Origin of the sequence: Candidatus Accumulibacter meliphilus, from assembly GCF_036625345.1 — a bacterium.
In the GTDB taxonomy this organism is placed as follows: domain Bacteria; phylum Pseudomonadota; class Gammaproteobacteria; order Burkholderiales; family Rhodocyclaceae; genus Accumulibacter; species Accumulibacter meliphilus.
Map to the genome: position 1 here is coordinate 388,691 of NZ_JAZKTZ010000005.1, position 23,900 is coordinate 412,590.

Genomic DNA, 23,900 nt, shown 5'->3' on the forward strand with positions numbered 1-23,900 from the left:
TCGCAACCTTACTCGTCGTCGAAGGCGTCCATGATCTTGCGGATCTTCTTCTTCACGTCAGGTTCCAGCTTTCGGTACCGGCGGAAAAATGCTTCATCGACGATCTCGTCGTCCGGTGTCAGATCGTCGCGCTGATCCAGCAGGAATTCCGGCGTGACTTCCAGCGCCGCGGCAATCCGGCCGATCTTGTCGGCTGACGGATTCGGGACATCCTTGTTCTCCAACTCCCATATGTAACTCTTGCTGGATTCGGTGAGTTCGGCCAGTTGCTCGAGGCTGAGCTTCTTTTCCTTGCGCAGGGCTCGCATCTTGTCACCCAGGGGTGATGGCACCGCTTTCTCCTCAGTGGTCCGTATCAGGCCAAAAATCATACCATCGTACCGAACGTTTGCGTACCTGTTTGACAAAACACACAAGGCTCATGGATAATCCGAAGTGTTCGGCGCACCGAACGTAATCGGTCTACACACCCCAATGGCAAGAATGGGCTGCTCGGGCTGATAGTCACCTGATCAACACCTTGCAAAGGGGAATGTCGATGAACGATGCAGAAAATCTCTCCAAACTGCTCGGCCACCTGCCGCCGGCGGTCTTTAGTGAATTCATGGCCGATGAGTTCGATCTGGCGATGCCGGAGTTACATGGGAAGCAGGCCAAGCGGGAACAGCGGGCCGGCATGAACGAAGCCCTCTCGGCCCTCGCGGTCAGCGAGAGGCAGCCGATCGAAGAGGTGGCCGAACGTATCGTGCTGATGTCGGACGGTGCCGGGCAGGATGTCATCGAGGGTTTTCGCGACGACATCTTTGACAATGCCGGCCGTGAGGCCTTCGCCGCGATCCGCAACCAGTATGAACGCGCCCTGTGGCTTTACCTTCATGAGCCCGCGGTCTTCAAGGAGGCACTGGATGCCCGGCAGGCCGACGTCTTCCGCCAAAGCCCGTCGTGCTACTCCGGTTTCATGGCACCCAAGAGCCTCTGCATCAAGGACGACGAGGCCTCGAGGGTCGCTTTCCATCAGACCGCCGCCGAGCAACTCGGCTGTGCGACCGATGCCGTTGCCGTCCAGGTCTTCAAGCGCCTGCGCCCCGACACGCAGACCGGCGAGGACGTCGCCCTGTATCAGGTCAGCATTCACCACAACCGCCCGCCGGAGATCATCGACTGCGTCCATGACAGCGAACTCGTCGCTCAGGAGGTGATCAGGGCTGTCTCTTCGCACATCACCTACGAACCTGCCCAGGGTCATCTGGAAGTGCTGTCCAAGGACAACGATGGCCGCGAGACGCTGGCCCGGATCGTGGCAGATGCCTTGCTGCAATCACCGATCTCCGGCGAGAAGATTCCGCTGAAGCAGTACGACTATCAGAGTCTCGCCGCGCCACGCAACTTCGACCTGGCCGGGGAGAACGTGGCATTCGTCAAGGTAGTCGAACTCGGGTACGCAGCGTTGAACCACCGCTCGCTGCTGGTGAAGATCTGGTCGACGGATGCCGACGACATTCACGCCGCTGCGCGGGATCTGATCAGCCCCACGTTCGACTTTCGCCATCACCACCTGCACTACGCCAAGCTCTCCATCCGCCTGAAAAAAGTCGGCAACGAACGCGCACGGACGATCACTATCATCTTGCGCGAGGACAACAAGTGCAACATCAAGACCAAGCGTGAGAAGGACCGGGCATTGTGCGACCGCCTGCTCGCCAAGTGGCATCTGGTGAAGGAGATCGGCGATGTTACCAATGCCCCTGTCGACGCGGTCGCTGCTTGAGTTGCTCGACCTCTTCGAGCGATCCAGCCAGTCGATCAGCGATACGGCAGGCCAACGCCTGCGCGGCGTGCCCGGATGGGACATCTTCCAGAGGTCGTCCCTGTCCACCCGGGAACTCGCCGAATGGACGGAGTGCGTCGGTTATGCCGGGTGCTATCCAGCTTCCCGCGGTGACGAGCGAGTGCCGGTCGAACTGCATGAAGACAGCGATCCGACGCGCTACCGCTATCGGTGTCCGGAGACGTTTCGCAGGAAGTACGTCGCGGCGACGGAGGTGGCGGTCTACGCTGTGCCCGTGCCGATGCTCCTCCATGTTGTCGCCAACCTGCTCGACGTGCCGCAAACCCTTCGCCGGGGCATCGAGTCGCCGTTACTGAACGGCAATCTCTGGAAAATTGGCAAGGCCCGAATCGGGCCGGCGCATACCGACATCTGGTTCGTGCGCAGCCTTGCGTCTTGCATCGATGACGTGTTTCGCCATTTCCATGGGCAGACCCTGCCGGATCAGGGCCTCATCCTGTCATCCGGCATGCGGCCGCCGGACTTCGTACGGCCGCCGCGAAGCTACCGTTTTGCTTCCCTGCACGACGTGATCGTCGACTACGTCCCGGAACCACGCATGGACGTCGACCTCCTTCATCGCATTCTGACCAGTCCGGCCGACGGCACGCTTCGTCCCGTGCTGCCGGTGCACTTCGACGAGTACACGAACATGCTCACGATCCGCAGCAAGACCAGACCCTGGCACATCAAGGGCCAGCGCCAGGCTGCCGCGGTCAAGTACCTTTACCAGCAGGCGTGCAACGACCGGTGGCTCGTGGAAGCCAGGGAGATTCTCGCTGCTGCGTACCCGGATAAGGAAACCGGCAAGAGCACGCGGATGCAGAGCCTGTTCAGCGCCAATGGCGAATGGAAGGACTACATCGCCAACCCTGAAAAGGGGCGGTACGGATTTCGACTGGATTGACCCCGCCACAAGCAGTACGGACAACCGCCTTCGGGCGGTTTTTTGCTTTCTGGGACACGAATTTCCCCATCCAGCCGCGCCCGTACACCAGCCCGTACATGGCGGCGCTAGATGCCCGTACACCTCGACCCAAAAAATGACGGAACGTTTTCGCAATCACCAGAAAGGAGAAAAACGTGCCTGTCAAACACCTCAACCAAGGCCAACTGGCGGACCGATGGGACGTCAGCGAGGCCACACTCGAACGTTGGCGAAGCGCGGGCATCGGGCCCGTCTATCTGAAACTGCAAGGGCGCGTGCTGTACCGCGTCGAGGACGTCGAAGCGTTCGAAGCCGCCAGTCTGCACCGTAGCACCAGCGAGCGCGTCGCCGCAGGAGGTGCCGCATGAGTTCCGGCGCCCTCAATCAACTCCTGGCGACCCCCGCCAGCGAACTCGCCAAGCAGCCCAGCCAGGCGCTGTTTCAGATCAAGAGCGACGCCGCCGATCTGCTCGCGGCGGCCAAGACCATCGTCGAGCATATCGACCGCGCGGTGGAGTTGAAGTACGCCCCGCGCGCTCAGCAACTGCGGCTCGCCGCCGGCAAGGACAGCGGCGTCGTGCACTTCGACGACGACCCGGTTCGTGTCACCGCCGACCTACCCAAAAAAGTCGAGTGGGACCAGAAGCAGTTGGCCCACATCACCCGCCGGATCGCCGCCAGTGGCGACGACCCGTCCCAGTACGTCGAGGTCACCTACCGCGTCTCCGAAACCAAATTCAACGCGTGGCCGGAGTCGCTCAAGAGCGCCTTCGCCCTGGCACGCACCCTCAGAACCGGCAAGCCAGGATTCCGCCTTGCCCTGCTCAAAGGAGACATCGAATGAGCCTCCCCATCATCAGCGCCGATCAGCGCCTCGCAGAGAAACGCGGCGTCAAGGGCGTCCTCGTCGGCAAGAGCGGCATCGGCAAGACGTCGCAACTGTGGACCCTCAATCCGACGGCGACGCTGTTCTTCGACCTCGAGGCCGGCGACCTGGCGGTCGAGGGCTGGGCCGGAGACACCCTCCGCCCACGCACCTGGCAGGAGTGCCGTGACTTCGCGGTGTACATCGGCGGACCGAACCCATCTTTGCGCGAAGATCAACCGTACAGCCAGGCGCACTTCGATGCAGTCTGCGCACGCTTCGGCGAATCATCGGTCCTCGACCGCTACGACACCGTGTTTGTCGACTCGATCACCGTCGCCGGCCGGCTCTGCCTGCAATGGTGCAAAGGACAGCCGCAGGCTTTCTCCGAGAAGACCGGCAAGCCCGACAGCCGCGGTGCCTACGGCTTGATGGGTCAGGAGATGATCGCCTGGCTCACCCACCTTCAGCACACGCGCGGCAAGAACGTCTGGTTCGTCGGCATCCTCGACGAGAAGCTCGACGACTTCAATCGCCGCGTCTTCTCGCTGCAGATCGACGGTTCCAAGACCGGCCTCGAGCTACCCGGCATCGTCGATGAAGTCATCACTCTCGCCGAACTGAAGGCCGACGACGGAGCCAGCTACCGCGCGCTCGTCTGCCACACGCTAAACGCCTGGGGCTACCCGGCCAAGGACCGCTCCGGGCGACTCGATCCGATCGAGGAACCTCACCTCGGTCGCCTGATGGCCAAGATCGCCGGCCCGGCCAAGCCCGCAACCGAGCGCCTCGACTTCGCTCGCCCCGCTGCCACTTCATCCCTTCCGACTCAGGAGTCCTGATCATGAGCTATTTCGATTTCAACTCGGCTTCCGAACAAGCCAGCTTCGACCTGATTCCGAAGGGCACCCTCGTCCGCGTCCGGATGACCGTTCGACCCGGAGGCTTCGATGACCCCGCGCAAGGTTGGACCGGCGGCTACGCGACGCGCAACGCACAGACCGGATCGGTCTATCTCAACTGCGAATTTGTCGTCACGGAAGGAGAGTACGCCCGTCGCAAGCTGTGGTCGCTGATCGGACTCTCCAGCCCCAAAGGTCCAGAGTGGGCGAACATGGGCCGCAGCTTCATGAAGGCGATCCTCAACTCGGCACGCGGCATCCATCCCGCCGACAACAGTCCCGCGGCGCAGAACGCCCGTCGCATCGCTGGATTCGCAGAGCTCGACGGCATCGAGTTCCTGGGCAAGGTCGATTGGGAGAAGGATCAGCACGGGCAGGACAAGAGCGTCATCAAGTCGGCCGTCACGCCGGATCACAGGGACTATGCCGCGCGGATGGGTGCTGCCCCACGCGCACCCGCGGCGCCAGGCGGCTTTGGCAGCGGTGCGCCGGCCGCGCCGATGGCACCCGCAGCCTCCACCCCACCAGCGGCGTCCCGCGTTCCCGCGCGTCCCGCCTGGGCACAGTGAGGAGGCACGGCCATGATGCTCCGACCGCGCCAGCGCGAATTCGTCACCCGTTCTATCGAAGCCCTGCGAACCCACGGCAACACCCTCGGGGTCGCTCCTACAGGCAGCGGCAAGACGATATGCCTCTCCGGCACCGCCGGTGAATTCCTCACTCATCCCGACGCCAAGGCCTGCGTGCTGGCCCACCGCGACGAACTCACCGCACAGAACCGGAGCAAGTTCTCGCGGGTAAATCCTGGCATCGCGACGTCGGTGTTCGATTCCCACCAAAAATCCTGGGCCGGCCAGGCCACCTTCGCGATGGTCCAGACGCTGGTGCGCAATCTGGATCAGATGCCGACCCTGGACCTGCTGGTCATCGACGAGGCCCACCATTGCGCAGCGCCGACCTATCGGCAGGTCATCGACACGACTCTCGCCAGAAATCCCAAGGCGCTGATCTACGGCGTCACGGCGACGCCGAATCGCGGCGATGGCAAAGGCCTGCGCGAGGTGTTCTCGAACGTCGCGGACCAGATCCGCCTCGGAGAACTCATCCGTTCCGGCCACTTGGTGTCACCCCGCACCTTCGTCATCGACGTAGGCACCCGCGAGGCACTCGACGGGGTGAAGAAACTCGCCGAGGACTACGACATGAACGCTGTGGCCTCGATCATGAACAACGCCCCGGTCAATGAAGCCGTCGTGCGGCACTGGAAGGACAAGGCCGCCGGTCGCAAGACTATCGCTTTCGGCGCCACCGTTGCCCATGCCGAAGCCGTTCGCGACGCCTTCCTCGCCGGCGGCGTGGCAGCGGCCGTCGTGCATGGCGAGATGTCCGAGGCAGATCGCAAGGCGACGCTCGCCGCCTTCGAGACCGGGACTACCACGGTCCTCGTCAATGTCGCGGTGTTGACCGAAGGCTACGACTACACACCAACCGCCTGCATCGTCCTGTTGCGCCCGAGTTCCTACAAATCGACCCTGATCCAGATGGTCGGACGCGGGCTGAGGGTTGTCGATCCCGCCGAGCATCCCGGCGTGGTCAAGACCGACTGCATCGTCCTCGACTTTGGGACGGCCTCGCTCAAGCACGGCAGCCTGGAGCAGGAAGTCGACCTCGATGGATTCGAGACCGGTGGCGAGGCCCCGACCAAGACCTGTCCCGCATGCGACGCCGAGATCCCGCAAGCGTCGCGCGAGTGTCCGCTGTGCGGGCACCTCTTCGAACGGGAAGAGACGGGCGACGAGAAAGCCGCTCTCGAAGACTTCGTGATGAGCGAGATCGATCTCCTGAAGCGCTCGAACTTCTCTTGGTGTGATCTCTTCGGGGACGACTGTGCCCTGCTCGCCGCGGGTTTCAAGGCCTGGGCCGGAGTGTTTTTCCTCGAAGGCCGCTGGTACGCGGTCGGCGGCCAAGGGACAGTGCCGGTTCGGCTCCTGGGTGTCGGCGAACGCACGGTGTGCCTGGCGCAGGCCAACGACTGGCTCAACGATCTGGAAACGGATGACGCCGCCCACAAATCCCGGCGTTGGCTGAGCGAGGTGCCGACCGAGAACCAGTTGCGCTATCTGCCGCCAGCGCTGCGCGCCGATTTCGGCCTGACCCGCTACCAGGCGTCGGCACTGCTGACGTTCCGGTTCAACAAGCACGCGATCCAGCGGGTCGTTCATGCCGCCAATCAGCATCACCTGGAGGCCGCATGACATGTGCCGTCTGCTCTCGCGAAGCGCGCGGCTTCGGCATCTTCAACCCCGCGCTACACCGCACCGATCCGCGGCGCTTCCTGGAGCGCTGGGTGTTCTGTTCGATGCGCTGCATGGAGGCGTTCTCCAAAGTCATGGAACGGCTGACCGGACTTCAGGAGGGCGCCGTGCTTGATCCCTCCGATCTGGAAATTGCCGCCATGCGCTCGGCCCTGGCACCCCTCGGGGATTACGTCGCTTCGATCGGTATGGAGCGGCCTCTGGCCGACTACGGCAAGGCGGAAGTCCTGCGGCTCGTCGAGATCGTGATCGATGCCTATCAGGCGCACATGCTCATCGAGCACGAACGCCTGGCGGCGACCGATCGCGCCTTTCTCGAACAGCGCCTTGCTGCCCAACCCTTGCCGGTGTCCGGCACCCCTACAAGGATTCCCTTCTGATGATCGATCTGAACCACCAACCCAGGTTTCACGAAAAGGTCACCGCGCTCGTGGATGCCGCGCTGCAGGCGGAAAGCAGCGCACGGGAAAAGCGTCGGTATCTCGGCGCCTCCCGCCTCGGCGTGAGTTGCGAACGTGCCCTGCAGTTCGAGTATGCCGATGCGCCGGTCGATCCCGGGGCCGAGTTTGCCGGCCGCACGCTGCGCATCTTCGACGTCGGGCATGCGCTCGAAGAACTCGCCATTCGCTGGCTGCGACTGGCCGGGATCGATCTCCATACCCGCCGCAAGGATGGCGGGCAGTTCGGTTTCTCAGTGGCCAACGGCCGCATCCAGGGACACGTCGACGGCGTGATCGCTGACGCGCCCGCCGATCTCGGCCTGACGTTCCCGGCGCTGTGGGAGTTCAAGACGATGAACGACAGAAACTGGAAGGCCTGTGTGAAGTCCGGCGTCGCGGTCAGCAAGCCCGTGTATGCGGCGCAGGTGGCGATCTACCAGGCGTACATGGAACCGGCAATCCCGGGCATTTCCGACCACCCGGCGCTGTTCACCGCGATCAACAAGGACACCCAGGAACTCTGGTTCGAGCTCGTGCCGTTCGATGGTGGCCTGGCGCAGCGCATGTCAGACCGCGCGGTGCGGGTGATCCAGGCGACGGAGGCCGGCGAACTGCTGGCGCGCATCGCGACCGATTCGAGCTACTACGAATGCAAGTACTGCTCGTGGGCCACTCGCTGCTGGAGGGCGGCATGAACGCTCCCGCGTCCATGGCCGTGCTGAGCACACCCCGTTCCCGACCGCTGGTCGCAACGGGGACGGTCGAGCGACTGCTGCTTCGCCACGTCGATCACGTGAGCCCCGAGTCCCGGCTTTGCGCCGGGGTCATCAAGCAGGCCTTTGTGGACCTGCGCAGTTCGTCTTCGGGTACCCGGCGCGACGCACGACGCTTCTTTCGTGACGGCCGTCTGAATGCCTGGTGCGACGTGCTCGGCCTCAACCCGGACTTCGTCCGTGAGATCGCCCTGAAGACCGGCTATCTCCCCCTGAACTCGAAGGAAGAACCACATGCTTGACTACAACGATCCCGAATCGCCTACGTTCCAGATCGCCGACGGCGCCCGGGACGAACTGCGCGGGGCACTGCTCGCCCGTCTAGAAAGTGTGCTTCGGCACCTGTTTACAGCTGGCGAAATCCGGGGCGAACGATTCACGATTGGCGACGTGCTCGGCAACCCGGGTCGCAGCCTGGAAGTGGTGCTGGACGGTGACAAGGCCGGGCTGTGGACGGACCGGGCAACGGGCGAAGGGGGCGACATCTTCGATCTGATCGCCCGTCAGCGCGGCCTGGATTCCCGGAATGACTTTCCCCGGGTGATCGAGGAAGCGCGAGCGCTGGCCGGGTGTCCGGTCGTGGTGCCGCCGAAACGGCAGCGCAGGAAAGAGATGCTGGTCGATGATCTCGGCCCGGCGACCGCCAAGTGGGACTATTTCGCGGCCGACGGCAGCCTGATCGCCTGTGTCTACCGCTACGACCCGCCCGGAGGGCGCAAGGAGTTCAGACCTTGGGACGCCCAACGGCGCAAGATGGCGCCGCCCGACCCGCGTCCGCTGTACAACCAGCCGGGGATGGTCGGCGCCGAGACGGTGGTACTCGTCGAAGGTGAGAAATGCGCGCAGGCCCTGATCGTTACCGGCGTCGTGGCGACCACTGCGATGCACGGCGCGAAAGCGCCTGTCGACAAGACCGACTGGACGCCGTTGAACGGCAAGCGAGTAGTCCTCTGGCCCGATCTCGACAAGGCTGGGTGGGACTACGCGATGGCCGCTGCCGATGCCGCCTTGATGATCGGTGCGCTGTCGTGCGAAGTGCTGCTGCCGCCCGACAACAAAGCCCAGGGCTGGGACGCAGCCGATGCGCTGGCCGAGGGTTTTGATGTGCCCACGTTTCTGGCCAGCGGTCCGCGCATCACCATTCATCCACCGTTCCAGGAGGGTGCCGAGGAACCCGACGAGAATGCGGTCTGGGCGACCGACGACGCCTTGGCTCTGTCCTTCACTCGGCGCTATGCGCTGGACTGGCGCTACTGCGCGCAGTGGGGCAAGTGGCTGGTGTGGACCGGCAGCCGCTGGCAGCCCGACGAAACCTTGCTGGTCACTCATCTGATGCGGCAGGTTTGCCGCGAGGCCTCATTAAACGCGAACGCGCACCGGCTGGCCGCCAAGCTCGCCTCGAGCAGCACGGTGAGTGGCGTCGAACGCCTCGCACGCAGCGAACGAAGACATGCCGCGACGTCGGCCGAATGGGACGGCGATCCGTGGCTCGCCAACACGCCCGGCGGTGTGGTCGATCTACGCACCGGCCGACTGCGGCCGCACGACCGGGCCGACCGGATGACCAAGATCACCACGGCTACGCCGAACGGCGCTTGTCCGCGGTGGCTGGCGTTCCTGTCCGACATTACCCGCGGTGATGCGGATCTGATCACTTATTTACAGCGGGTCGTCGGCTACTGCGTGACGGGTGTCACCTCCGCGCATGCCCTGTTCTTTCTGTACGGCACCGGGGCCAATGGCAAGTCGGTGTTCGTGAACGTGATCACCACCATCCTCGGGGACTACGCCGCCAACGCGCCAATGGATACGTTCATGGAAGCGCGCACTGACCGGCATCCGACCGACCTCGCGGGGCTGCGCGGCGCCCGTTTCGTCTCCTCAATCGAAACCGAGCAAGGGCGGCGCTGGAACGAGTCGAAGGTGAAAGCGATCACCGGCGGCGACAAGGTCTCGGCGCGCTTCATGCGCCAGGATTTCTTCGAGTACATACCGCAGTTCAAGCTGGTGATCGCCGGCAACCACAAGCCCTCGATCCGTAACGTCGATGAGGCGATGAAACGCCGGCTGCACCTCATACCGTTCACGGTCACGGTGCCGCCGGAGAAGCGCGACGGCAAGCTCACCGAGAAGCTCCTCCAGGAACGCGACGGCATTCTGGCATGGGCCGTCGAGGGGTGTCTCGCCTGGCAGCGAGGAGGCCTCAAGCAGCCGGCCTGCGTATTGTCGGCGACCGACGAATATTTCGAAGCAGAGGATGCGCTGGGGCAATGGATCGACGAGCGCTGCCTGCTGGCGAAGGCCTGTCGCGAAGGGGTCTCTGAACTCTTCGCCGACTGGCGTGAATGGGCGGAACGTGCCGGCGAGTACGTGGGCTCGGTCAAGCGATTCTCCGAGTCGATGGCGGCGCGCAAATTCGAGAAGTGTCGTCTGACTGGGGGCGCTCGTGCGCTCACTGGACTGTCACTTCGCCCCCGCCCCGGCAGCCCCGCCTACCCCTATCGCGATGACTAGAGAAATCGGGGAGTGACGGTTTTGACAGGCTTAAACATTAACCGCCCTTACGTACACGTGTACACGGTAATGGGTAAGCCCGTCCGATCCGTCACGCACTCAAATGACATGGAGCACTGGACGATGCGTACGACCATTCTGGCCCTGGATCTGGGCACACATACCGGGTGGGCGCTGCACCACCTGGACGGCACGATTACCAGCGGCACTGCACACTTCATGCCCCAGCGCTTCGAGGGTGGCGGCATGCGCTACCTGAGATTCAAACGCTGGCTCACCGAGATCAAGCACTCGGTCGACGGCATCGATGCGGTGTATTTCGAGGAAGTCCGGCGGCACGCCGGTGTGGATGCGGCGCACGCCTACGGCGGTTTCCTGGCGCACCTGACCGCCTGGTGCGAGCACCACCAGATTCCGTACCAGGGCGTGCCAGTCGGGACGATCAAGAAGCACGCCACGGGCAAGGGTAATTCCGGCAAGGACGCGATGATCGCCGCTGCCAGGGCACGCGGGTTCGACCCGCAGGACGATAACGAGGCCGATGCGCTGGCTCTGCTGGCGTTGGCGGTGGCTCAGGAGGACGTCGCATGAAAATTCCCCTGCAACGCTATCGCTGCCCGCTGGGGCGGTTGCAACCGGAGGTCACGGATCTCGAGGCGGTGAAGGAAACCGGCTGGCGCGAGCAGCGCATCCTGGTGGTGTCGGACGCCGACGAGCGGCTGGATTTCGTCGAACGCGAGTTCGTGCGGCGGTTGGGCGAACGTTTGTACGGTTTGGGAGGGCGCCGCCGTGGCTGACTGGACGATCGAAGACGTCGCGGCACGATTCACCGAGGCAGCCGAGACGGGCCGGCGACTGCCCCGCGTTCGGGTGCAGGGCTACTTCAACGTCTGGCCAGTCTTCGCCCGCGAGGCCTGGGAAGCCTATCCGGAGGAGGAACGCGACTACCATTCGTTGCCGCCCAGCCCTGACGCGATCGACCGGATGCTGGAAACGATGCGCTGGGTACAGTGGCTGGAGGTCCAGCAGCGCCATGTCGTCTGGATGCGCGCCAGGCGCTGTGGCTGGCGGGACATCTCGATTCGCGCTGCCTGCTGCACGAGGACGGCGCAGCGACACTGGCAGCGGGCCATCCAGACCGTTGCCGATCGGCTCAACGAAACGAGGGCCGTGGCGTCGTGAGTAGTTCCGATAGTTTTGGCGCACATCAGCGGGCTGGAGCGTAAGCCTGCGGAGAAATTCGAGTTCCAAGGCTCGGAAGGGGTGTCGCATCTCGGGCTGTTTTGACCTACAGTCACGGCTATGGTCGGGAAAGGTGCGAGAGCATCGACACCGCCCTCAAACGCGATAATTCCTGTCTTCCAGCCGCACCATCAACCCGCCCAAGTGGCGGGTTTTTGCAGTCAGGCCTGAAAAGGATCGAGAACAATCTATGTCACGACGTAGCCTCACCCCCGCTGTCGTGGCCAGCGAATAGCGCTCCGAAGGCAGTCAGCAAAGGAGCACAATGCCATCGGCCTTTGCGTACTCGTTGCTGCACCAGATCCAGATAGGCGTCGGGTGCCGGAGCTTTCTTCCGTTTGTGCCTTCGTTGATTGCAGGACCAACAAGCAGCGACGATATTTTGTGCCGTATCGAGGCCACCGTCCTGCCGCGCCTCAAGGTGCTCAGCGGTGCACTTGAGCGGTTTCGCCTGTGAGGGCTTTATGTTGTGGGCTCGGGAAAACGAGTCAAGATCGTCTTGCCACATCGGCAAGCCGCAGTAATAGCAGCGGCCCAATTGAGCGAGGTAAGCGGATTTGCGTTTGAGAGCTAGCCGGTTAGGCATAGAGGGCTCCTTTAGGAATCAAAGTGAACCCCGCTAGCTGCCATTTGGGCTAACTAATGCGGGTACCAGCCGACTATGGCGGACTGGCCCTACACGCGCTCGTCACGAGACACGCGCGGAAATTATAGCCTGTGCGTTTGGCGATTGGAACACCATCGGAGTCCAGACCCGTGAGCGACCTCGACGGGTATCGGGACTCCAACTGACACCGTCGGCGCGCGATCTCTTGCCTCTCTATTTCTCATCATTGCGGCCCGTGACCTGATCCGTCCGGGCCGTTTCCATTTCTCCGAGGTGAAACTTGGTTCCATCCGACTTGACGCTGGAACAGTGGCCGGTCGAGCGATTGATCGACTACGCCCGAAATCCACGTAAGAACGACCACGCCGTCGAGCAGATGGCGGCGGTCATAGCGGAGTTTGGGTTTCGTATGCCGGTGGTGGCCAAGAGCACGGGTGAAGTTGTCGATGGCCATCTTCGGCTCAAGGCGGCGCGCAGGCTGGGCTTGACCAGCGTGCCCGTGGTCCTGGCCGACGAACTGACCGATGCCCAGATCAAGGCCTTCCGCCTGTTGGCCAATCGTTCGGCCTCGTGGGCGGAATGGGACGACGCCATGCTGGCGCTGGAACTCGAAGACCTGAAACTGGCCGACTTTGATCTGTCGTTGACAGGTTTCGACGCCGACGAGATCGAGGCCTTGCTGGCGACGATCGCACCGACGACGGCAGCCGGGCGATGGCGGATAAATCCGATGCCGCCGACGACGTACCCGAGGTTCCCACCAATCCAGTCTCGCGTCCGGCGACGTGTGGGCTTGGGTCAGCATCGCCTGATCTGCGGTGACGCCGCGACGCCGGTGTGATCACGACGCTGATGGCCGGCGAGCAGGCACGGGTCTGCTTCACCTCGCCGCCGTACGGCAACCAGCGCGACTACACCAGCGGCGGCATCACCGATTGGGACGGTTTGATGCGGGGCGTGTTCGCAGATCTGCCGATGACCGCGACGGCCAGATTGCTGGTCAACCTGGGCTTGATCCACCGCGACAACGAAGTGATCCCGTACTGGGACAGCTGGCTGGCCTGGATGCGCACCCAGGGCTGGCGGCGGTTCGCGTGGTACGTCTGGGACCAGGGGCCGGGGATGCCTGGCGACTGGGCCGGACGTTTCGCCCCGAGCTTCGAGTTCGTCTTCCACTTCAACCAGCAGAGCCGCAAGCCGAACAAGATCGTGCCCTGCAAGCACGCCGGTCAGGAATCGCACCTGCGCGCCGACGGATCGTCGACTGCGATGCGCGGCAGGAATGGCGAGGTCGGCGGCTGGACGGCAGCGGGCCAACCCACGCAGGACAACCGCATCCCCGACTCGGTGATCCGGGTGATGCGCCACAAGGGCAAGATCGGCGAGGGCATCGACCACCCCGCCGTCTTCCCATCGCCCTGCCGGAGTTCATCCTCGAGGCCTACTCGGACGCAGGCGACATCGTCTTCGAACCCTTCTGCGGTTCAGGCACGACGATGCTCGCCGCACAGCGTACCGGCCGCATCGCCCGCTCCGTCGAGATCGCTCCCGAGTACGTGGATGTGGCGATCAAGCGCTTCCAGCAGAACTTCCCCGCCGTGCCGGTAACACTCGTGGCGACCGGCCAGACCTTTACCGAAGTCGCCGACGAGCGCCTGGGGAGCGACGATGCTGACCTTTGAGCAGTGGCCGATTGACCGGCTGATCGAGTACGCGCGCAACCCGCGCAAGAACGATCATGCCGTCGACCAGATGGCCGCCGCCATCCAGGAGTTCGGCTTTCGGATCCCCTGTGTCGCGCAGTCCGATGGGCGCCTGGTCGATGGCCACCTGCGCCTGAAGGCGGCCCGCAAGCTCGGGCTCGACACGGTGCCGGTGATCCTCGCCGACGACCTGACGCCGACGCAGATCAAGGCCTTTCGTCTGCTGGCCAACCGCTCGGCGACCTGGGCCGAGTGGGACGACGATCTGCTGCGCCTCGAACTCGATGAGTTGAAGCTCGACGACTTCGATCTGGCACTGACCGGCTTCGATGCCGACCAGTTGCTGGAAATCATGGCCGGCGAGGAGCCGACGCGGCGGGGAACACCGACGACGACGCCGTGCCGGACGTGCCGGAAACACCGGTGTCGCGACTGGGTGATGTGTGGGTGCTCGGCAAGCACCGGTGCTCTGCGGGGACGCCACGCAAGAAGGCCAGCTACCAGGCCCTGCTCGGCACCGATCACGTGTCGATGCTCTGGCAAGACCCGCCGTACAACGTGAACTACGCCAACAGCGCGAAGGACAAGCTGCGTGGCAAGAATCGCGCGATCATCAACGACAACCTGGGCGACGGGTTCTACGACTTCCTGGTGGCGGCCCTCACCCCGGCGCTGGCGCGCTGCGATGGCGCGGTCTACATCGCGATGTCCTCCAGCGAACTCGACGTGCTGCAGTCCGCCTTCCGCGCCGCCGGTGGCCACTGGTCGACCTTCATCATCTGGGCCAAGAACACCTTCACGCTGGGCCGCGCCGACTATCAGCGCCAGTACGAGCCGATGCTCTACGGCTGGCCCGAGGGCGGCAAGCGCCACTGGTGCGGCGACCGTGACCAGGGCGACGTGTGGCAGATCAAGAAGCCGGTCAAGAACGATCTGCATCCGACGATGAAGCCCGTGGAACTGGTCGAGCGGGCGATCCGCAATTCGAGTCGCCCGGGTGATACGGTGCTCGATTGCTTCGGCGGCTCCGGTACCACGTTGATTGCCGCCGAGAAGACGGGCCGCTCCGCGCGGTTGATGGAACTGGACCCGAAGTACGTCGACACCATCGTTCGCCGCTGGCAGGACCACACCGGCAAGAACGCCACCCGGGAGTCGGATGGCGTTGAGTTTGATGCGGTGTTCAACGGTCAGGCCGAGGTTGGTGGTCATGGTGTTTCTCCTGTTTGCGTTTGTGTTGATGACAGAGACATGATTGCTCTACCACGAACACAAGCCAAGCGCTTTCTCAATCATTGCGGGGTGGCTGAATTTATCCAACCACCCCCTTCGGTAACTACCCGACGTGGTAGATACGCTCGCCACCGGCGGGCTTCTCCGAGGTAATGGTCAGCCCGAGCTTCTTCTTGAACGCGCCGGCAAACGTGCCCCGCACGGTATGGGACTGCCAGCCAGTGGTCTCGCAGATCTGCCGGATCGTCGCGCCCTCGGGGCGCTTGAGCATCTGGATCACCGTCGCCTGCTTGCTGTTGTCGCGCGTGCGGGGCTGCGCCATCGTCTCTTGTTTCTCTGTGACCCATTGCGTCTCGGTGGCCACTAGGGCGGCTTCCACCTCCGGGTCGGGATGCGTGGTCGGCAGTGCCGGCGGGGTACGTTCCAGTGCGTCGTAGCCAACCGGCGAGATGAACCAGTCAGCGTCGCTGCCGGTGATGAGGGCTTTGTTGCAGAGGCCCTCGATCACCTTCTTGCGGGCGCCGCCCTTGACGTTGTCGGGGAACCAATTGACACGGCCATCGGTTTGCTCGGCAGCCTGTTCGAGGACCAGGCGCTGGGTGTCGGTGAGTGCGGTGCGGGTCATGGCGATCTCCTTGATCGGGGTTGATGACGAGCACATGAACGCGCTGTTCAATCACGAAGCCAAGTCCTGCCAACCAGAAAGACGCGAATGCCCTTGCGTGCCCCGACTCCCTGCCGACACCCGGGTTGCGGTGCGGTGCTGACCACACCCGGCTATTGCGACGCGCACCGTGCCGATCACCGGCAGTGGGACAGCAATACGGGGAAGAGGAAGCGACAAGAGAAACGTGCCCTGCCCACAAACAGCGCCGCGTGGCGAGGCCTGCGCGCTCGGCTTCTGCGTGAGGCACCGCTATGTCAGGAGTGCCTGCGGCTCGGTGTCTTGTGCGCCGCCAGCGTCGTCGATCACATCGATGGCGATAGCCACAATAACGACCGATCGAATCTGCAGTCGCTCTGCAGTCGCTGCCACGCCAGAGTCACGGCGAGGCACGACGGCGGCTTTGGCAACCCGAACCGGCGTCGCCAAGCGGACCGAGACTGCTGAGCGTGTCAGCGTCGGTCGATGGCCACTCGATGTCCGGCTGCGCACGCACGAAGCAAGGCCAGATCATTCGCTCATCATCACATTATACGTTCAGCATGCGCGGAAAATGCCACTTGTGTAGATATGGAAGTCCAGCTTCGCGAAATGACTCGGCTGCAGGCCCCTAGGGGCCTAGGTTCTCTACAATGGCATATGCTGTATGCGTGCGCGTGGTCAATTTTTTGTGCGTGCAAATTAGAAAACTTTTTTTTGGCGGAAAATGGCGCTTGAGCATTGATTTCATTGAGGTTTTTGGCAAATCGAGAGGTGCCAAATCCGGCTCGATTTCGGCCAAAATCGGCGCAAAAGGGCCATTTCGCGGGGTGATTTCGTATGGCAGCACCCGGACGTAAGCCCCTGCCCGTGGTCGTCAAGAGATCAAGGGAACGCTGCAGAAGTGCCGCACCAACGTGCGCGAACCGAAGCCGACGACGGCCTGTGCACCCCGCCCGAGTACATGTCGGACAGCGCCAAGGAAGCGTGGAACTACGCGGTGGCCAATTCGCCACCCGGTTTGCTGTCGGCGCTCGACGGCGCGGTGCTGGAGCGCTGGGCGAACTGCTCCGGGATGTACCGCGAGGCGCTCTCCAAGATCAACAAGGCCGGCGTCTCCGGGATGATCATCAAGACGCCCAGCGGCATCCTGCGGCGCTCGCCCCTGATGGACGTGATCCGGGATCTGGCGCTGGAGATGAAGGGCTACGAGGCCGAGATGGGATTCACCCCGGCGGCGCGCTCACGCATCTCGCTGCCGGCGGAATCGACGACCGAGTCGGATCCGTGGTCGGAGATCGCCGGCTGATGGCGACCGCACTACACGCCATCGCCCGCCAGTATGCCAAGGCTGTGGTCACCGGGGGAGGTATTGCCCGTGCAAGTGGGTGCGCGAGGCCTGCCAGCGGCAACTCGACGATCTGGCGCGCTTCACGGGCAAGGACAGTCCCTACCGCTTCAACCCAACGCTGACCGACAAGCTGGGGCGCAGTTTCCGGCCTGCCGACAACCTGTGCGCCTTCATCGAGCGCCTGCCGCACGTCAAGGGACCGCTGGCGGGACAGCCGATCCGACTGGAGCCCTGGCAGGTGTTCATCCTGACCACCGTCTTCGGCTGGGTGAAGCCTGATGGCAAGCGGCGCTTTCGCCGCGCCTATATCGAAGTGCCGCGCGGCAATGCGAAATCGACACTTTCCTCCGCCCTGGCCCTGTACATGCTGGCCGCCGATGGTGAAGGCGGCGCCGAGGTGTATTCGCTGGCGACCACCCGCGACCAGGCGCGCATCGTCTTCGGCGACGCGCAGACCATGGCCCGCCAGTCGGCCGGGTTCCGGACCCGCTTCGGGGTCGGCGTCGGGGCGCACAACCTGCACGTGCTGGCCAGGGGCTCGAAGTTCGAGGCGCTCTCTGCCGAAGGCTCGACGCTCGATGGGCTGAACATCCACTTCGGCTGCATCGACGAGTTGCACGCGCACAAGACGCGCACCGTCTACGACGTGGTCGAGACCGGCACCGGCAAGCGCGACAACTCGCTCTTGTGGGTGATCACCACCGCCGGCAGCAACCGTTCGGGCATCTGCTACGAGATCCGCACCTTCGTCACCCGCCTGCTCGACGGCGTGTTCGCGGACGACAGCCAGTTCGGCATCGTCTATGGGCTCGATGACGGCGACGACTGGACGCTCGAAGAGTCGCTGATCAAGGCCAACCCCAACTGGGGCATCTCGGTGCGCCCGGAAGTGCTGGCGCCGCTGCAGGCCAAGGCGATGCAGATGCCGAGCGCGGTGAACAACTTCAAGACCAAGCACCTCAACGAGTGGGTCAATGCGGACACGGCGTGGATGGACATGCGCTCCTGGGATCGCTGCGCCGACCAAGGGCTCGATATCGAATCCTATGCGGGACAGCCGTGCTGGATCGGGCTCGATCTGGCCAGCAAGACCGACATCGCCGCCCTGCTGCTGGTCTTCGCGCACCGGGAAATCGACGGCGGCTTTGCGGTGTTCGGGCGCTACTACCTGCCCGAGGACACGGTGCACGCCACCGGCAACAGCCAGTACCCCGGCTGGATGGGCAGCGGGCGGCTGACGGTGACGCCGGGCAACGTGATCGATTTCTCCTGGATCGAAGCCGACCTGGTCGACTTTGCCTCGCGCTTCGCCATCCAGGCGGTGGCCTTCGACCCGTTCCAGGCGACGCAGTTGTCGACCCGCATGCTGCTGGCCGAGGGCCTGCCGATGATCGAGGTACGCCCGACGGTGCTCAATTTCTCGGAACCGATGAAGACGCTGGAGGCGCTGGTCCTGCAGGGAAAACTGATCCACGACGGGGACCCGGTGCTGGGCTGGATGGTGAGCAACGTCGTCGCGCACCTGGACGCCAAGGACAACATCTATCCGCGCAAGGAACGCCCGGAGAACAAGATCGACGGCATCGTCGCGCTGATCATGGCACTGTCGCGGGCGATCACGCCCGGCACCCAGGTGGTGCTCGGTGCCGACTACGAACTGGTGATGCTCTGATGGGGATGTTCAGCTTTCTCTCGCGCTGGATGGCCTCGAGTGACGACCGTTCGCCGGGGGTGACTTCTGGTTCGAGCCGGTCACGATGCGGAGCTCCAGCGGCATGCGGGTGTCGGCGGACAACGCCATGCGCCTGGCGGCGGTGTACGCCAGCGTGCGCATCCTGGCCGAGACGATGGCGTCCCTGCCGTTCGTGCTCTACCGGCAACGCGCCGATGGCGGCAAGGACCGGGTGACGGATCACTGGCTGTACCGCGTGCTGGCGAAGCGCCCGAACCGTTACCAGAACCCGTATGAGTGGCGCGAGATGTTGCAGGGTCATCTGGCGCTCAGGGGCAACGCCTACAACCGGATCGTGGCCAACCGCCGCGGCGAGATCGTCGAACTGATGCCGATCCACCCGGACCGGATCAGGATGGAACTGATGCCGTCCGGTGACTACCGCTATCGGGTGACCGATCGGCTCGGGGTAGAGGCCATACTGCCGCGCGGCGAGATCTGGCATCTGCGTGGTCTGTCGTCGGACGGTCTGATGGGCATGAGCCCGATCGCGCGCAGGAAGAGCGTCAGCTTCTGCCAGTGGTTCTGCATGTACGAGATCGCCTGCCCGAGCCCCGAGTGAGGCTCCACGAGGTGCTCCGCGAACTGCCTGGCCATCCAGTCCTCGAGCGCCTTCATGCGCGGGGCGCTCTCCTGCTGGTGGAGGAGCAGGCGATCCGGTGGCGAGAGACCTTTCTGCCGCGCCTGCTGATCGGTGCGAAAGACCTCGCGTAGCGTCTTGAGGACGAAGGCGACTTCGTCGGGAAAGGCGTTGGCCACGTCGACGTACTTGCGTCGCGCATGCGGAAGACAAGAAGCGGCCAGGGTCGGATGATCGCCCGGCTTGTTGCGAGACAAGCCATCGGACATCTGGATCGGCGGGTCCGGCGCCTCACGGCGGTCGAGCACCTCGGCGAGGTGTTCGCCGGCATGGCAGGGCCCGGTCTTGAACAGCGCGATTGGACCGTGCGCCGTCTCGGCGACCAGCCCGGAAGTGAACACCCCGGTACGATCCGCGCGGGCGCCCGGCGGCAGCGCCTCGGTGCGCGCCTCCTGGGTGAAGTGGAGAATACGCATCGTCGTATCGTCGTTGTAGAGCACCGACCCCTCGGCCGCCTGCTCGGCCAGTTCCGCAAAGGCCGGCGTCAGGCGTGCCGCCGCTTGCTGCACGACCTCCCACTGGGTCGCCGCCGGCAGCGGGATGGCCAGCGCCTTCTCGAGCCGCTGAATGCGGTGGAACGGCAAGCCGCAGCCGTACTTCAGGAGCGCGATCATCGCCGCGGCGGTCTCGTCGTATTTCGTCTCGCCGACCCCTGCTGGTGGCTCGGCAGTGAACACCGTGCCACAGAGTCCGCAGCGCAACCGTTCCAGTTCATAGACCTGCGCCGCCAGGGGCGCCACCCCGGTCACGCGAACCAGCAGCGCCGGCTCGCGTCGTTGCCCGTACAAGCGGCCCTCACAACCCGACTCGGGGCAGGGATCGCCGTGCTTCAAGCTCGCATGGGCGACCGCGATGCGCGGCGCGCGGGGATAGTCGTCGGCCCCGTTGCGCCCGTGCCCGGGGCGCTTCTTCTTCTCGCGCCGCGGGTCCGTATCGGCCGTCCCTGTCGCCGCACCACCGGGGTCCGTTTCGCCGGCCGCTGCCGGCGGACTCGTCGGGGCGTCCTCCGGCGGACGCTCACCCGTCTTCTCTTCCCCGAGAACCGCGGCCGTGCGCTCGCTCGGCGAGCCGAAGACGATCCGCTGCACCCGCGCCAGCGTGGTCTGCGTCGACTCGAGCTCGGCGGTCACCCGCGCGAGGGTGTCCACCGCCGCCTTGAGGGTGGCCTGCTCCGCCTCGGGCAATGCGCCGTCGCGGGTGCGCTCGACAATGGCGTTGAGCTCCTGAATCGGGATCTGTATCCGCCGAGGCGGCTTCTGCCGGCGCCGGGTCATGCCAGCCCCCCGAGGCGGCGACGGAAGTCCGCGTGCAGCGGGTAACCGAGGACCTGCTTGCGGGAACGGTTCGGGCGATGGCTCAGGTCGTCCTTGCCGCGACCGGTGGTCAGGCCCAGCTCCTGCCAGTTGGCGGCCCGGTAGCAGGTGCCCGCGTAGCGCTCGGGATCGACGAAGGTCTCCAGATAATGCACCGGGTGGCCATAGCGCGTCTGCCAGTCGGCGCCAATCCGGCGCGCGACGCGGCCGAGGAGATGCGAGGCCAGATGCGGAACACGCACCCAGGGCAAGATCAGGAAGCGGCTCTGGTAGGCGATCTCATGCACATGCGCCCGACGCCCTTGTGGCGACCAGCCGATGAAGCGGTCACGCGGAGCGAGGTGGCGCGGCGCCGAGGTGAAGCCCAGACAGGCGAGCGGTCGCCCTTGGCTAAAAGCCACGTACTTGATCTGCTCGCCGACACCCTGCATCGGGCCGAGGTAATGCGCCTCGGCGATCAGGTGATCGAAGAGTCCTTCCAGCGGCGTGCGGCGAACCGCCACCAGTTCGACGGGGCGCAACGCGCCGAGAGGCTGTTCCAGCGGCGAGCGGTCCACTGCCACCAGCGGCGGCCGGCGGCGAGCGATGGCATTATTCGGCGGGCGCTGGCGGACCGCTGGCAAGCAGATGTGCTCGGCCCGGTGCAGGACGAGCAGCAGGCTGCGGCAGACCATGTCGCGCAGTGCGCCATTGGGCTGACGCCAGTCCCAGTGTTCGCACAGGCGTTGCGAGAACGCCCGGCGGCTGGCGTCGGGATGCGCCTTGAGTAGCGCGCGGATGGTTTCGAGGTCGCCGGTAGTAACCGTGCGGCCACGGTAGGAAAGGATCGTGGGCACGCAGACCGTTATACCGGTTCTGCATCTGGAACGCAAGCGTCAGGCGAGCGCGCGCCACTGCGGCATCCCCCCGGCCGCCGCGTAATCGCCTCCCGAGAGCAGCACCGCCAGGGCGTGCGGGGCGAGCACCTGCCCCGGCGAGTCCCGGGGCCAGCAGCGGAAGCGGCCCTGCGACAGGCGCTTCTGACACAACCAGAAGCCTGTCGAACTGCTGCCGATCCACCCGGACCGGATTCGGATGGAACTCATCCCCTCCGGTGACTACCGGTATCGGGTGACCGACCGGCTCGGGGTAGAGACGATTCTGCCGCGAGGCGAGATCTGGCATCTGCGTGGGCTGTCGTCGGATGGGCTGATGGGCATGAGTCCGATCGACCTGGCGCGCGAGAGTCTGGGCATGGCGCTGGCCGCGCAGGACTACGGTGCGCGCTTCTTCGCCAACGACGCGAAGCCGACCGGCGGCTGGATCGAGTTTCCGGGGTCGTTCAAGGACAGCGAGGCCAAGAAGGTGTTTCGCGAGTCCTACCAGGCGGCGCAGTCCGGGAGCCAACCGCGGCAAGGTGCTGGTGCTGGAAAACGGCATGAAGTTCCACGAGGTGGGGGTGACCAACCGGGACGCGCAGTTTCTCGAACTCCGGAAATTCCAGATCACCGACATCGCGCGGCTGTTTCGCGTGCCGCCGCACATGATCGCGGATCTCGATCGCGCGACCTTCTCGAACATCGAGCAGCAGAGCCTGGAATTCGTGATGCACACGATGACGCCGTGGGCCGAGCGGTGGGAAGCGAGCATCGAGTCCGAGTTGCTGCTCGATGGCGACGATCTGGAAGTCGAGTTCGACTTTGCGAATCTGATGCGCGGCGATGCGGCCAGCCGGTCGTCGTACTACCAGAGCGGGATCCAGAACGGCTGGCTGACGCGCAACGAGGCGCGCATCGCCGAGAACCTGAATCCGCTCGACGGGCTGGATGAGCCGCTGCGGCCGTTGAACATGGTCGAGGAAGGTTCGGCCAGAGGATCTGGAGGGTGATGCGGGCAGGCCAGCCGCCTGCGCAGGAAGCGCAAGCGATGAGCCGACAGACGAATGACGATGGGGATGACACGATGAACCACCACTTGCTGATTGCCGAGTTTCTGGCCACCCCCTGGGCGCTGATGCCCGAACGGCTGAATGCGGTCGCGGCTGTCCTGGCGCGCTGGTCGCAGGACATTCCGGCTGGCGAGGACGTGCTCGCTGGCATCGATCGCCGCAGATCGCAACGTGCGGGAGGCGCGCCGGCAGGCGGCCACGGCGGTGTCCAGTGGCGGGATTGCGGTGCTGCCGCTTGTACGGCGTCGTCACCCAGCGCGGCAACATGGTCGACGATGTCTCGGGACCGGGCAGCGTCAGCACGCAGCAGTTTGCGTCTGCCCTGCGCCAGGCGCTGGCCGATGACTCGGTCAGCCAGATCCTGATCGACATCGACAGTCCGGGCGGCAGCGTCTATGGGGTGTCCGAACTCGCCGACGAGATCGTCAGTGCCCGGGCGCAGAAGCCGGTCGTGGCGATCGCCAACAGCCTGGCAGCCAGTGCTGCGTACTGGATCGGCTGCTCGGCGTCGGAGTTCTACGTCACGCCGGGCGGCGAGGTCGGCTCGATCGGCGTCTGGCAGGCGCACTTCGATTACTCGCAGGCGTTTGTCACCAAGGGCATCCAGCCGACGCTGATCTCGGCCGGCAAGTACAAGGTCGAGGGCAATCCGTATGTGCCGCTCGACGAGGAGGCACAGGGCTTCATGCAGTCGCGCGTGGATGACTACTACGCCAGTTTCACCAAGGCGGTGGCGCGCGGGCGGGGCGTGCCGATTGCGCAGGTGCGCGAGGGCATGGGTCAGGGTCGTGTGCTCGGCGGCGATCGATGGCTGCGCAGGCGCAAGGCATGATCGATGGCGTGGCCACGTTCGACGAGGTCGTCAGGAAGATGCGGCGGGATGCCAGGACAGCCGAGAACTGAGGTGTCGGAGTGGTGTTGAGCTTTGACGCCAGGGGATGGGC

At 64.5% G+C, this 23,900-nt stretch carries 24 protein-coding genes and 5 pseudogenes; 23 read left to right on the top strand and 6 right to left on the bottom strand.

Annotated elements, in window-relative coordinates:
* Positions 1-8: 8 nt before the first annotated feature.
* A complete protein-coding gene (locus tag V5B40_RS12900; protein ID WP_332354871.1) occupies positions 9-332 on the bottom strand; it encodes a helix-turn-helix domain-containing protein in 324 nt (107 codons plus the stop codon).
* Positions 333-538: 206 nt separating this feature from the next.
* On the opposite strand from V5B40_RS12900, the gene V5B40_RS12905 reads away from it, so the two are divergent.
* The 14 genes from V5B40_RS12905 to V5B40_RS12970 all read left to right on the top strand — a co-directional run bounded on the left by V5B40_RS12905 (position 539) and on the right by V5B40_RS12970 (position 11,747).
* Complete coding sequence (locus V5B40_RS12905; protein ID WP_332354872.1) at positions 539-1,768, top strand: hypothetical protein; 1,230 nt, start codon at positions 539-541, stop codon at positions 1,766-1,768.
* Positions 1,731-2,735 carry a hypothetical protein gene (locus V5B40_RS12910; RefSeq protein ID WP_332354873.1) on the top strand — a complete coding sequence of 335 codons (1,005 nt, stop codon included), beginning with the start codon at positions 1,731-1,733 and terminating at the stop codon, positions 2,733-2,735. Before V5B40_RS12905 ends, V5B40_RS12910 begins: the two co-directional genes overlap by 38 nt.
* 176 nt (positions 2,736-2,911) lie before the next feature.
* The gene (locus V5B40_RS12915; protein ID WP_332354874.1) at positions 2,912-3,124 is read left to right on the top strand and encodes a helix-turn-helix domain-containing protein; all 213 of its coding nucleotides are present in this window, start codon (positions 2,912-2,914) and stop codon (positions 3,122-3,124) included.
* Complete coding sequence (locus V5B40_RS12920; RefSeq protein ID WP_332354875.1) at positions 3,121-3,600, top strand: hypothetical protein; 480 nt, start codon at positions 3,121-3,123, stop codon at positions 3,598-3,600. Before V5B40_RS12915 ends, V5B40_RS12920 begins: the two co-directional genes overlap by 4 nt.
* A complete protein-coding gene (locus V5B40_RS12925) occupies positions 3,597-4,463 on the top strand; it encodes an ATP-binding protein (RefSeq protein WP_332354876.1) in 867 nt (288 codons plus the stop codon). Before V5B40_RS12920 ends, V5B40_RS12925 begins: the two co-directional genes overlap by 4 nt.
* 2 nt (positions 4,464-4,465) lie before the next feature.
* Positions 4,466-5,092, top strand: a complete 627-nt coding sequence (locus V5B40_RS12930; RefSeq protein ID WP_332354877.1) for a hypothetical protein — start codon at positions 4,466-4,468, stop codon at positions 5,090-5,092.
* Positions 5,093-5,104: 12 nt separating this feature from the next.
* Positions 5,105-6,778: a DEAD/DEAH box helicase gene (locus tag V5B40_RS12935; RefSeq protein WP_332354878.1), complete on the top strand. Its 1,674-nt coding sequence runs from the start codon at positions 5,105-5,107 to the stop codon at positions 6,776-6,778.
* Entirely contained in the window at positions 6,775-7,218 is a 444-nt protein-coding gene (locus tag V5B40_RS12940) for a DUF6511 domain-containing protein (protein ID WP_332354879.1), read from the top strand. Before V5B40_RS12935 ends, V5B40_RS12940 begins: the two co-directional genes overlap by 4 nt.
* A complete protein-coding gene (locus V5B40_RS12945) occupies positions 7,218-7,973 on the top strand; it encodes a hypothetical protein (RefSeq protein WP_332354880.1) in 756 nt (251 codons plus the stop codon). Before V5B40_RS12940 ends, V5B40_RS12945 begins: the two co-directional genes overlap by 1 nt.
* A complete protein-coding gene (locus tag V5B40_RS12950; RefSeq protein ID WP_332354881.1) occupies positions 7,970-8,293 on the top strand; it encodes a hypothetical protein in 324 nt (107 codons plus the stop codon). The genes V5B40_RS12945 and V5B40_RS12950 overlap by 4 nt, the downstream gene beginning before the upstream one ends.
* Entirely contained in the window at positions 8,286-10,565 is a 2,280-nt protein-coding gene (locus V5B40_RS12955) for a phage/plasmid primase, P4 family (protein WP_332354882.1), read from the top strand. Before V5B40_RS12950 ends, V5B40_RS12955 begins: the two co-directional genes overlap by 8 nt.
* Before the next feature lie 123 nt (positions 10,566-10,688).
* Positions 10,689-11,156: a crossover junction endodeoxyribonuclease RuvC gene (locus V5B40_RS12960; protein WP_332354883.1), complete on the top strand. Its 468-nt coding sequence runs from the start codon at positions 10,689-10,691 to the stop codon at positions 11,154-11,156.
* Positions 11,153-11,362: a hypothetical protein gene (locus V5B40_RS12965; RefSeq protein WP_332354884.1), complete on the top strand. Its 210-nt coding sequence runs from the start codon at positions 11,153-11,155 to the stop codon at positions 11,360-11,362. The genes V5B40_RS12960 and V5B40_RS12965 overlap by 4 nt, the downstream gene beginning before the upstream one ends.
* The gene (locus V5B40_RS12970) at positions 11,355-11,747 is read left to right on the top strand and encodes a DUF6362 family protein (protein ID WP_332354885.1); all 393 of its coding nucleotides are present in this window, start codon (positions 11,355-11,357) and stop codon (positions 11,745-11,747) included. The genes V5B40_RS12965 and V5B40_RS12970 overlap by 8 nt, the downstream gene beginning before the upstream one ends.
* A 253-nt stretch (positions 11,748-12,000) precedes the next feature.
* Here V5B40_RS12970 and V5B40_RS12975 read toward each other — a convergent pair whose 3' ends face one another.
* A complete protein-coding gene (locus V5B40_RS12975) occupies positions 12,001-12,393 on the bottom strand; it encodes an HNH endonuclease (RefSeq protein ID WP_332354886.1) in 393 nt (130 codons plus the stop codon).
* A 301-nt stretch (positions 12,394-12,694) separates the two neighbouring features.
* Here V5B40_RS12975 and V5B40_RS12980 point away from each other — a divergent pair.
* Both V5B40_RS12980 and V5B40_RS12985 read left to right on the top strand, forming a co-directional pair.
* Positions 12,695-14,096, top strand: a pseudogene (locus V5B40_RS12980) (DNA modification methylase).
* A pseudogene (locus tag V5B40_RS12985) lies at positions 14,083-15,293 on the top strand (DNA modification methylase); the annotation flags it as partial. The pseudogenes V5B40_RS12980 and V5B40_RS12985, both read left to right, overlap by 14 nt.
* 160 nt (positions 15,294-15,453) lie before the next feature.
* Here V5B40_RS12985 and V5B40_RS12990 read toward each other — a convergent pair.
* Positions 15,454-15,975 (bottom strand): DUF3489 domain-containing protein, encoded by a 522-nt coding sequence (locus tag V5B40_RS12990; protein ID WP_332354887.1) that lies wholly within the window; start codon positions 15,973-15,975, stop codon positions 15,454-15,456.
* An 87-nt stretch (positions 15,976-16,062) separates the two neighbouring features.
* Between V5B40_RS12990 and V5B40_RS12995 the strand changes: the two are divergent.
* A pseudogene (locus V5B40_RS12995) lies at positions 16,063-16,341 on the top strand (HNH endonuclease); the annotation flags it as partial.
* A gap of 52 nt (positions 16,342-16,393) precedes the next feature.
* Here the strand turns inward: V5B40_RS12995 and V5B40_RS13000 are convergent.
* Positions 16,394-16,528, bottom strand: a complete 135-nt coding sequence (locus V5B40_RS13000) for a hypothetical protein (RefSeq protein ID WP_272873678.1) — start codon at positions 16,526-16,528, stop codon at positions 16,394-16,396.
* 369 nt (positions 16,529-16,897) lie between these two features.
* Between V5B40_RS13000 and V5B40_RS13005 the strand changes: the two genes are divergently transcribed.
* From V5B40_RS13005 to V5B40_RS13015, 3 genes are all read left to right on the top strand, one after another.
* Positions 16,898-17,302, top strand: a complete 405-nt coding sequence (locus V5B40_RS13005) for a phage terminase small subunit P27 family (protein WP_332354888.1) — start codon at positions 16,898-16,900, stop codon at positions 17,300-17,302.
* A gap of 79 nt (positions 17,303-17,381) precedes the next feature.
* Positions 17,382-19,016, top strand: a complete 1,635-nt coding sequence (locus tag V5B40_RS13010; protein ID WP_332354889.1) for a terminase large subunit — start codon at positions 17,382-17,384, stop codon at positions 19,014-19,016.
* 175 nt (positions 19,017-19,191) lie between these two features.
* Positions 19,192-19,638, top strand: a complete 447-nt coding sequence (locus tag V5B40_RS13015; protein ID WP_332354910.1) for a phage portal protein — start codon at positions 19,192-19,194, stop codon at positions 19,636-19,638.
* On the opposite strand, the pseudogene V5B40_RS13020 reads toward V5B40_RS13015, so the two are convergent.
* A pseudogene (locus tag V5B40_RS13020) lies at positions 19,626-20,990 on the bottom strand (IS66 family transposase); the annotation flags it as partial. The gene V5B40_RS13015 and the pseudogene V5B40_RS13020 overlap by 13 nt on opposite strands.
* Complete coding sequence (locus V5B40_RS13025; RefSeq protein ID WP_332354890.1) at positions 20,987-21,865, bottom strand: DUF4338 domain-containing protein; 879 nt, start codon at positions 21,863-21,865, stop codon at positions 20,987-20,989. The pseudogene V5B40_RS13020 and the gene V5B40_RS13025, both read right to left, overlap by 4 nt.
* A gap of 208 nt (positions 21,866-22,073) precedes the next feature.
* On the opposite strand from V5B40_RS13025, the pseudogene V5B40_RS25290 reads away from it, so the two are divergent.
* The 3 genes and pseudogenes from V5B40_RS25290 to V5B40_RS13035 form a co-directional block, all read left to right on the top strand.
* Positions 22,074-22,392 (top strand): annotated as a pseudogene (locus V5B40_RS25290) (phage portal protein); the annotation flags it as partial.
* A gap of 33 nt (positions 22,393-22,425) precedes the next feature.
* Positions 22,426-22,896 carry a phage portal protein gene (locus V5B40_RS13030; protein WP_434735870.1) on the top strand — a complete coding sequence of 157 codons (471 nt, stop codon included), beginning with the start codon at positions 22,426-22,428 and terminating at the stop codon, positions 22,894-22,896.
* Positions 22,897-23,191: 295 nt separating this feature from the next.
* Complete coding sequence (locus tag V5B40_RS13035) at positions 23,192-23,788, top strand: S49 family peptidase (RefSeq protein ID WP_332354892.1); 597 nt, start codon at positions 23,192-23,194, stop codon at positions 23,786-23,788.
* Positions 23,789-23,900 lie beyond the last annotated feature (112 nt).

Excerpts from the sequence above, each read along its gene's own strand:
- V5B40_RS13000 (WP_272873678.1), bottom strand. The coding sequence starts at position 16,528 with ATGATCTGGCCTTGCTTCGTGCGTGCGCAGCCGGACATCGAGTGGCCA.
- V5B40_RS12935 (WP_332354878.1), top strand. The coding sequence starts at position 5,105 with ATGATGCTCCGACCGCGCCAGCGCGAATTCGTCACCCGTTCTATCGAA.
- V5B40_RS12920 (WP_332354875.1), top strand. The coding sequence starts at position 3,121 with ATGAGTTCCGGCGCCCTCAATCAACTCCTGGCGACCCCCGCCAGCGAA.
- V5B40_RS12965 (WP_332354884.1), top strand. The coding sequence starts at position 11,153 with ATGAAAATTCCCCTGCAACGCTATCGCTGCCCGCTGGGGCGGTTGCAA.
- V5B40_RS12905 (WP_332354872.1), top strand. The coding sequence starts at position 539 with ATGAACGATGCAGAAAATCTCTCCAAACTGCTCGGCCACCTGCCGCCG.
- V5B40_RS13015 (WP_332354910.1), top strand. The coding sequence starts at position 19,192 with ATGGCGTCCCTGCCGTTCGTGCTCTACCGGCAACGCGCCGATGGCGGC.
- V5B40_RS12950 (WP_332354881.1), top strand. The coding sequence starts at position 7,970 with ATGAACGCTCCCGCGTCCATGGCCGTGCTGAGCACACCCCGTTCCCGA.
- V5B40_RS12930 (WP_332354877.1), top strand. The coding sequence starts at position 4,466 with ATGAGCTATTTCGATTTCAACTCGGCTTCCGAACAAGCCAGCTTCGAC.
- V5B40_RS12910 (WP_332354873.1), top strand. The coding sequence starts at position 1,731 with ATGTTACCAATGCCCCTGTCGACGCGGTCGCTGCTTGAGTTGCTCGAC.
- V5B40_RS12945 (WP_332354880.1), top strand. The coding sequence starts at position 7,218 with ATGATCGATCTGAACCACCAACCCAGGTTTCACGAAAAGGTCACCGCG.
- V5B40_RS12925 (WP_332354876.1), top strand. The coding sequence starts at position 3,597 with ATGAGCCTCCCCATCATCAGCGCCGATCAGCGCCTCGCAGAGAAACGC.
- V5B40_RS12975 (WP_332354886.1), bottom strand. The coding sequence starts at position 12,393 with ATGCCTAACCGGCTAGCTCTCAAACGCAAATCCGCTTACCTCGCTCAA.
- V5B40_RS12990 (WP_332354887.1), bottom strand. The coding sequence starts at position 15,975 with ATGACCCGCACCGCACTCACCGACACCCAGCGCCTGGTCCTCGAACAG.
- V5B40_RS12940 (WP_332354879.1), top strand. The coding sequence starts at position 6,775 with ATGACATGTGCCGTCTGCTCTCGCGAAGCGCGCGGCTTCGGCATCTTC.
- V5B40_RS12960 (WP_332354883.1), top strand. The coding sequence starts at position 10,689 with ATGCGTACGACCATTCTGGCCCTGGATCTGGGCACACATACCGGGTGG.
- V5B40_RS12955 (WP_332354882.1), top strand. The coding sequence starts at position 8,286 with ATGCTTGACTACAACGATCCCGAATCGCCTACGTTCCAGATCGCCGAC.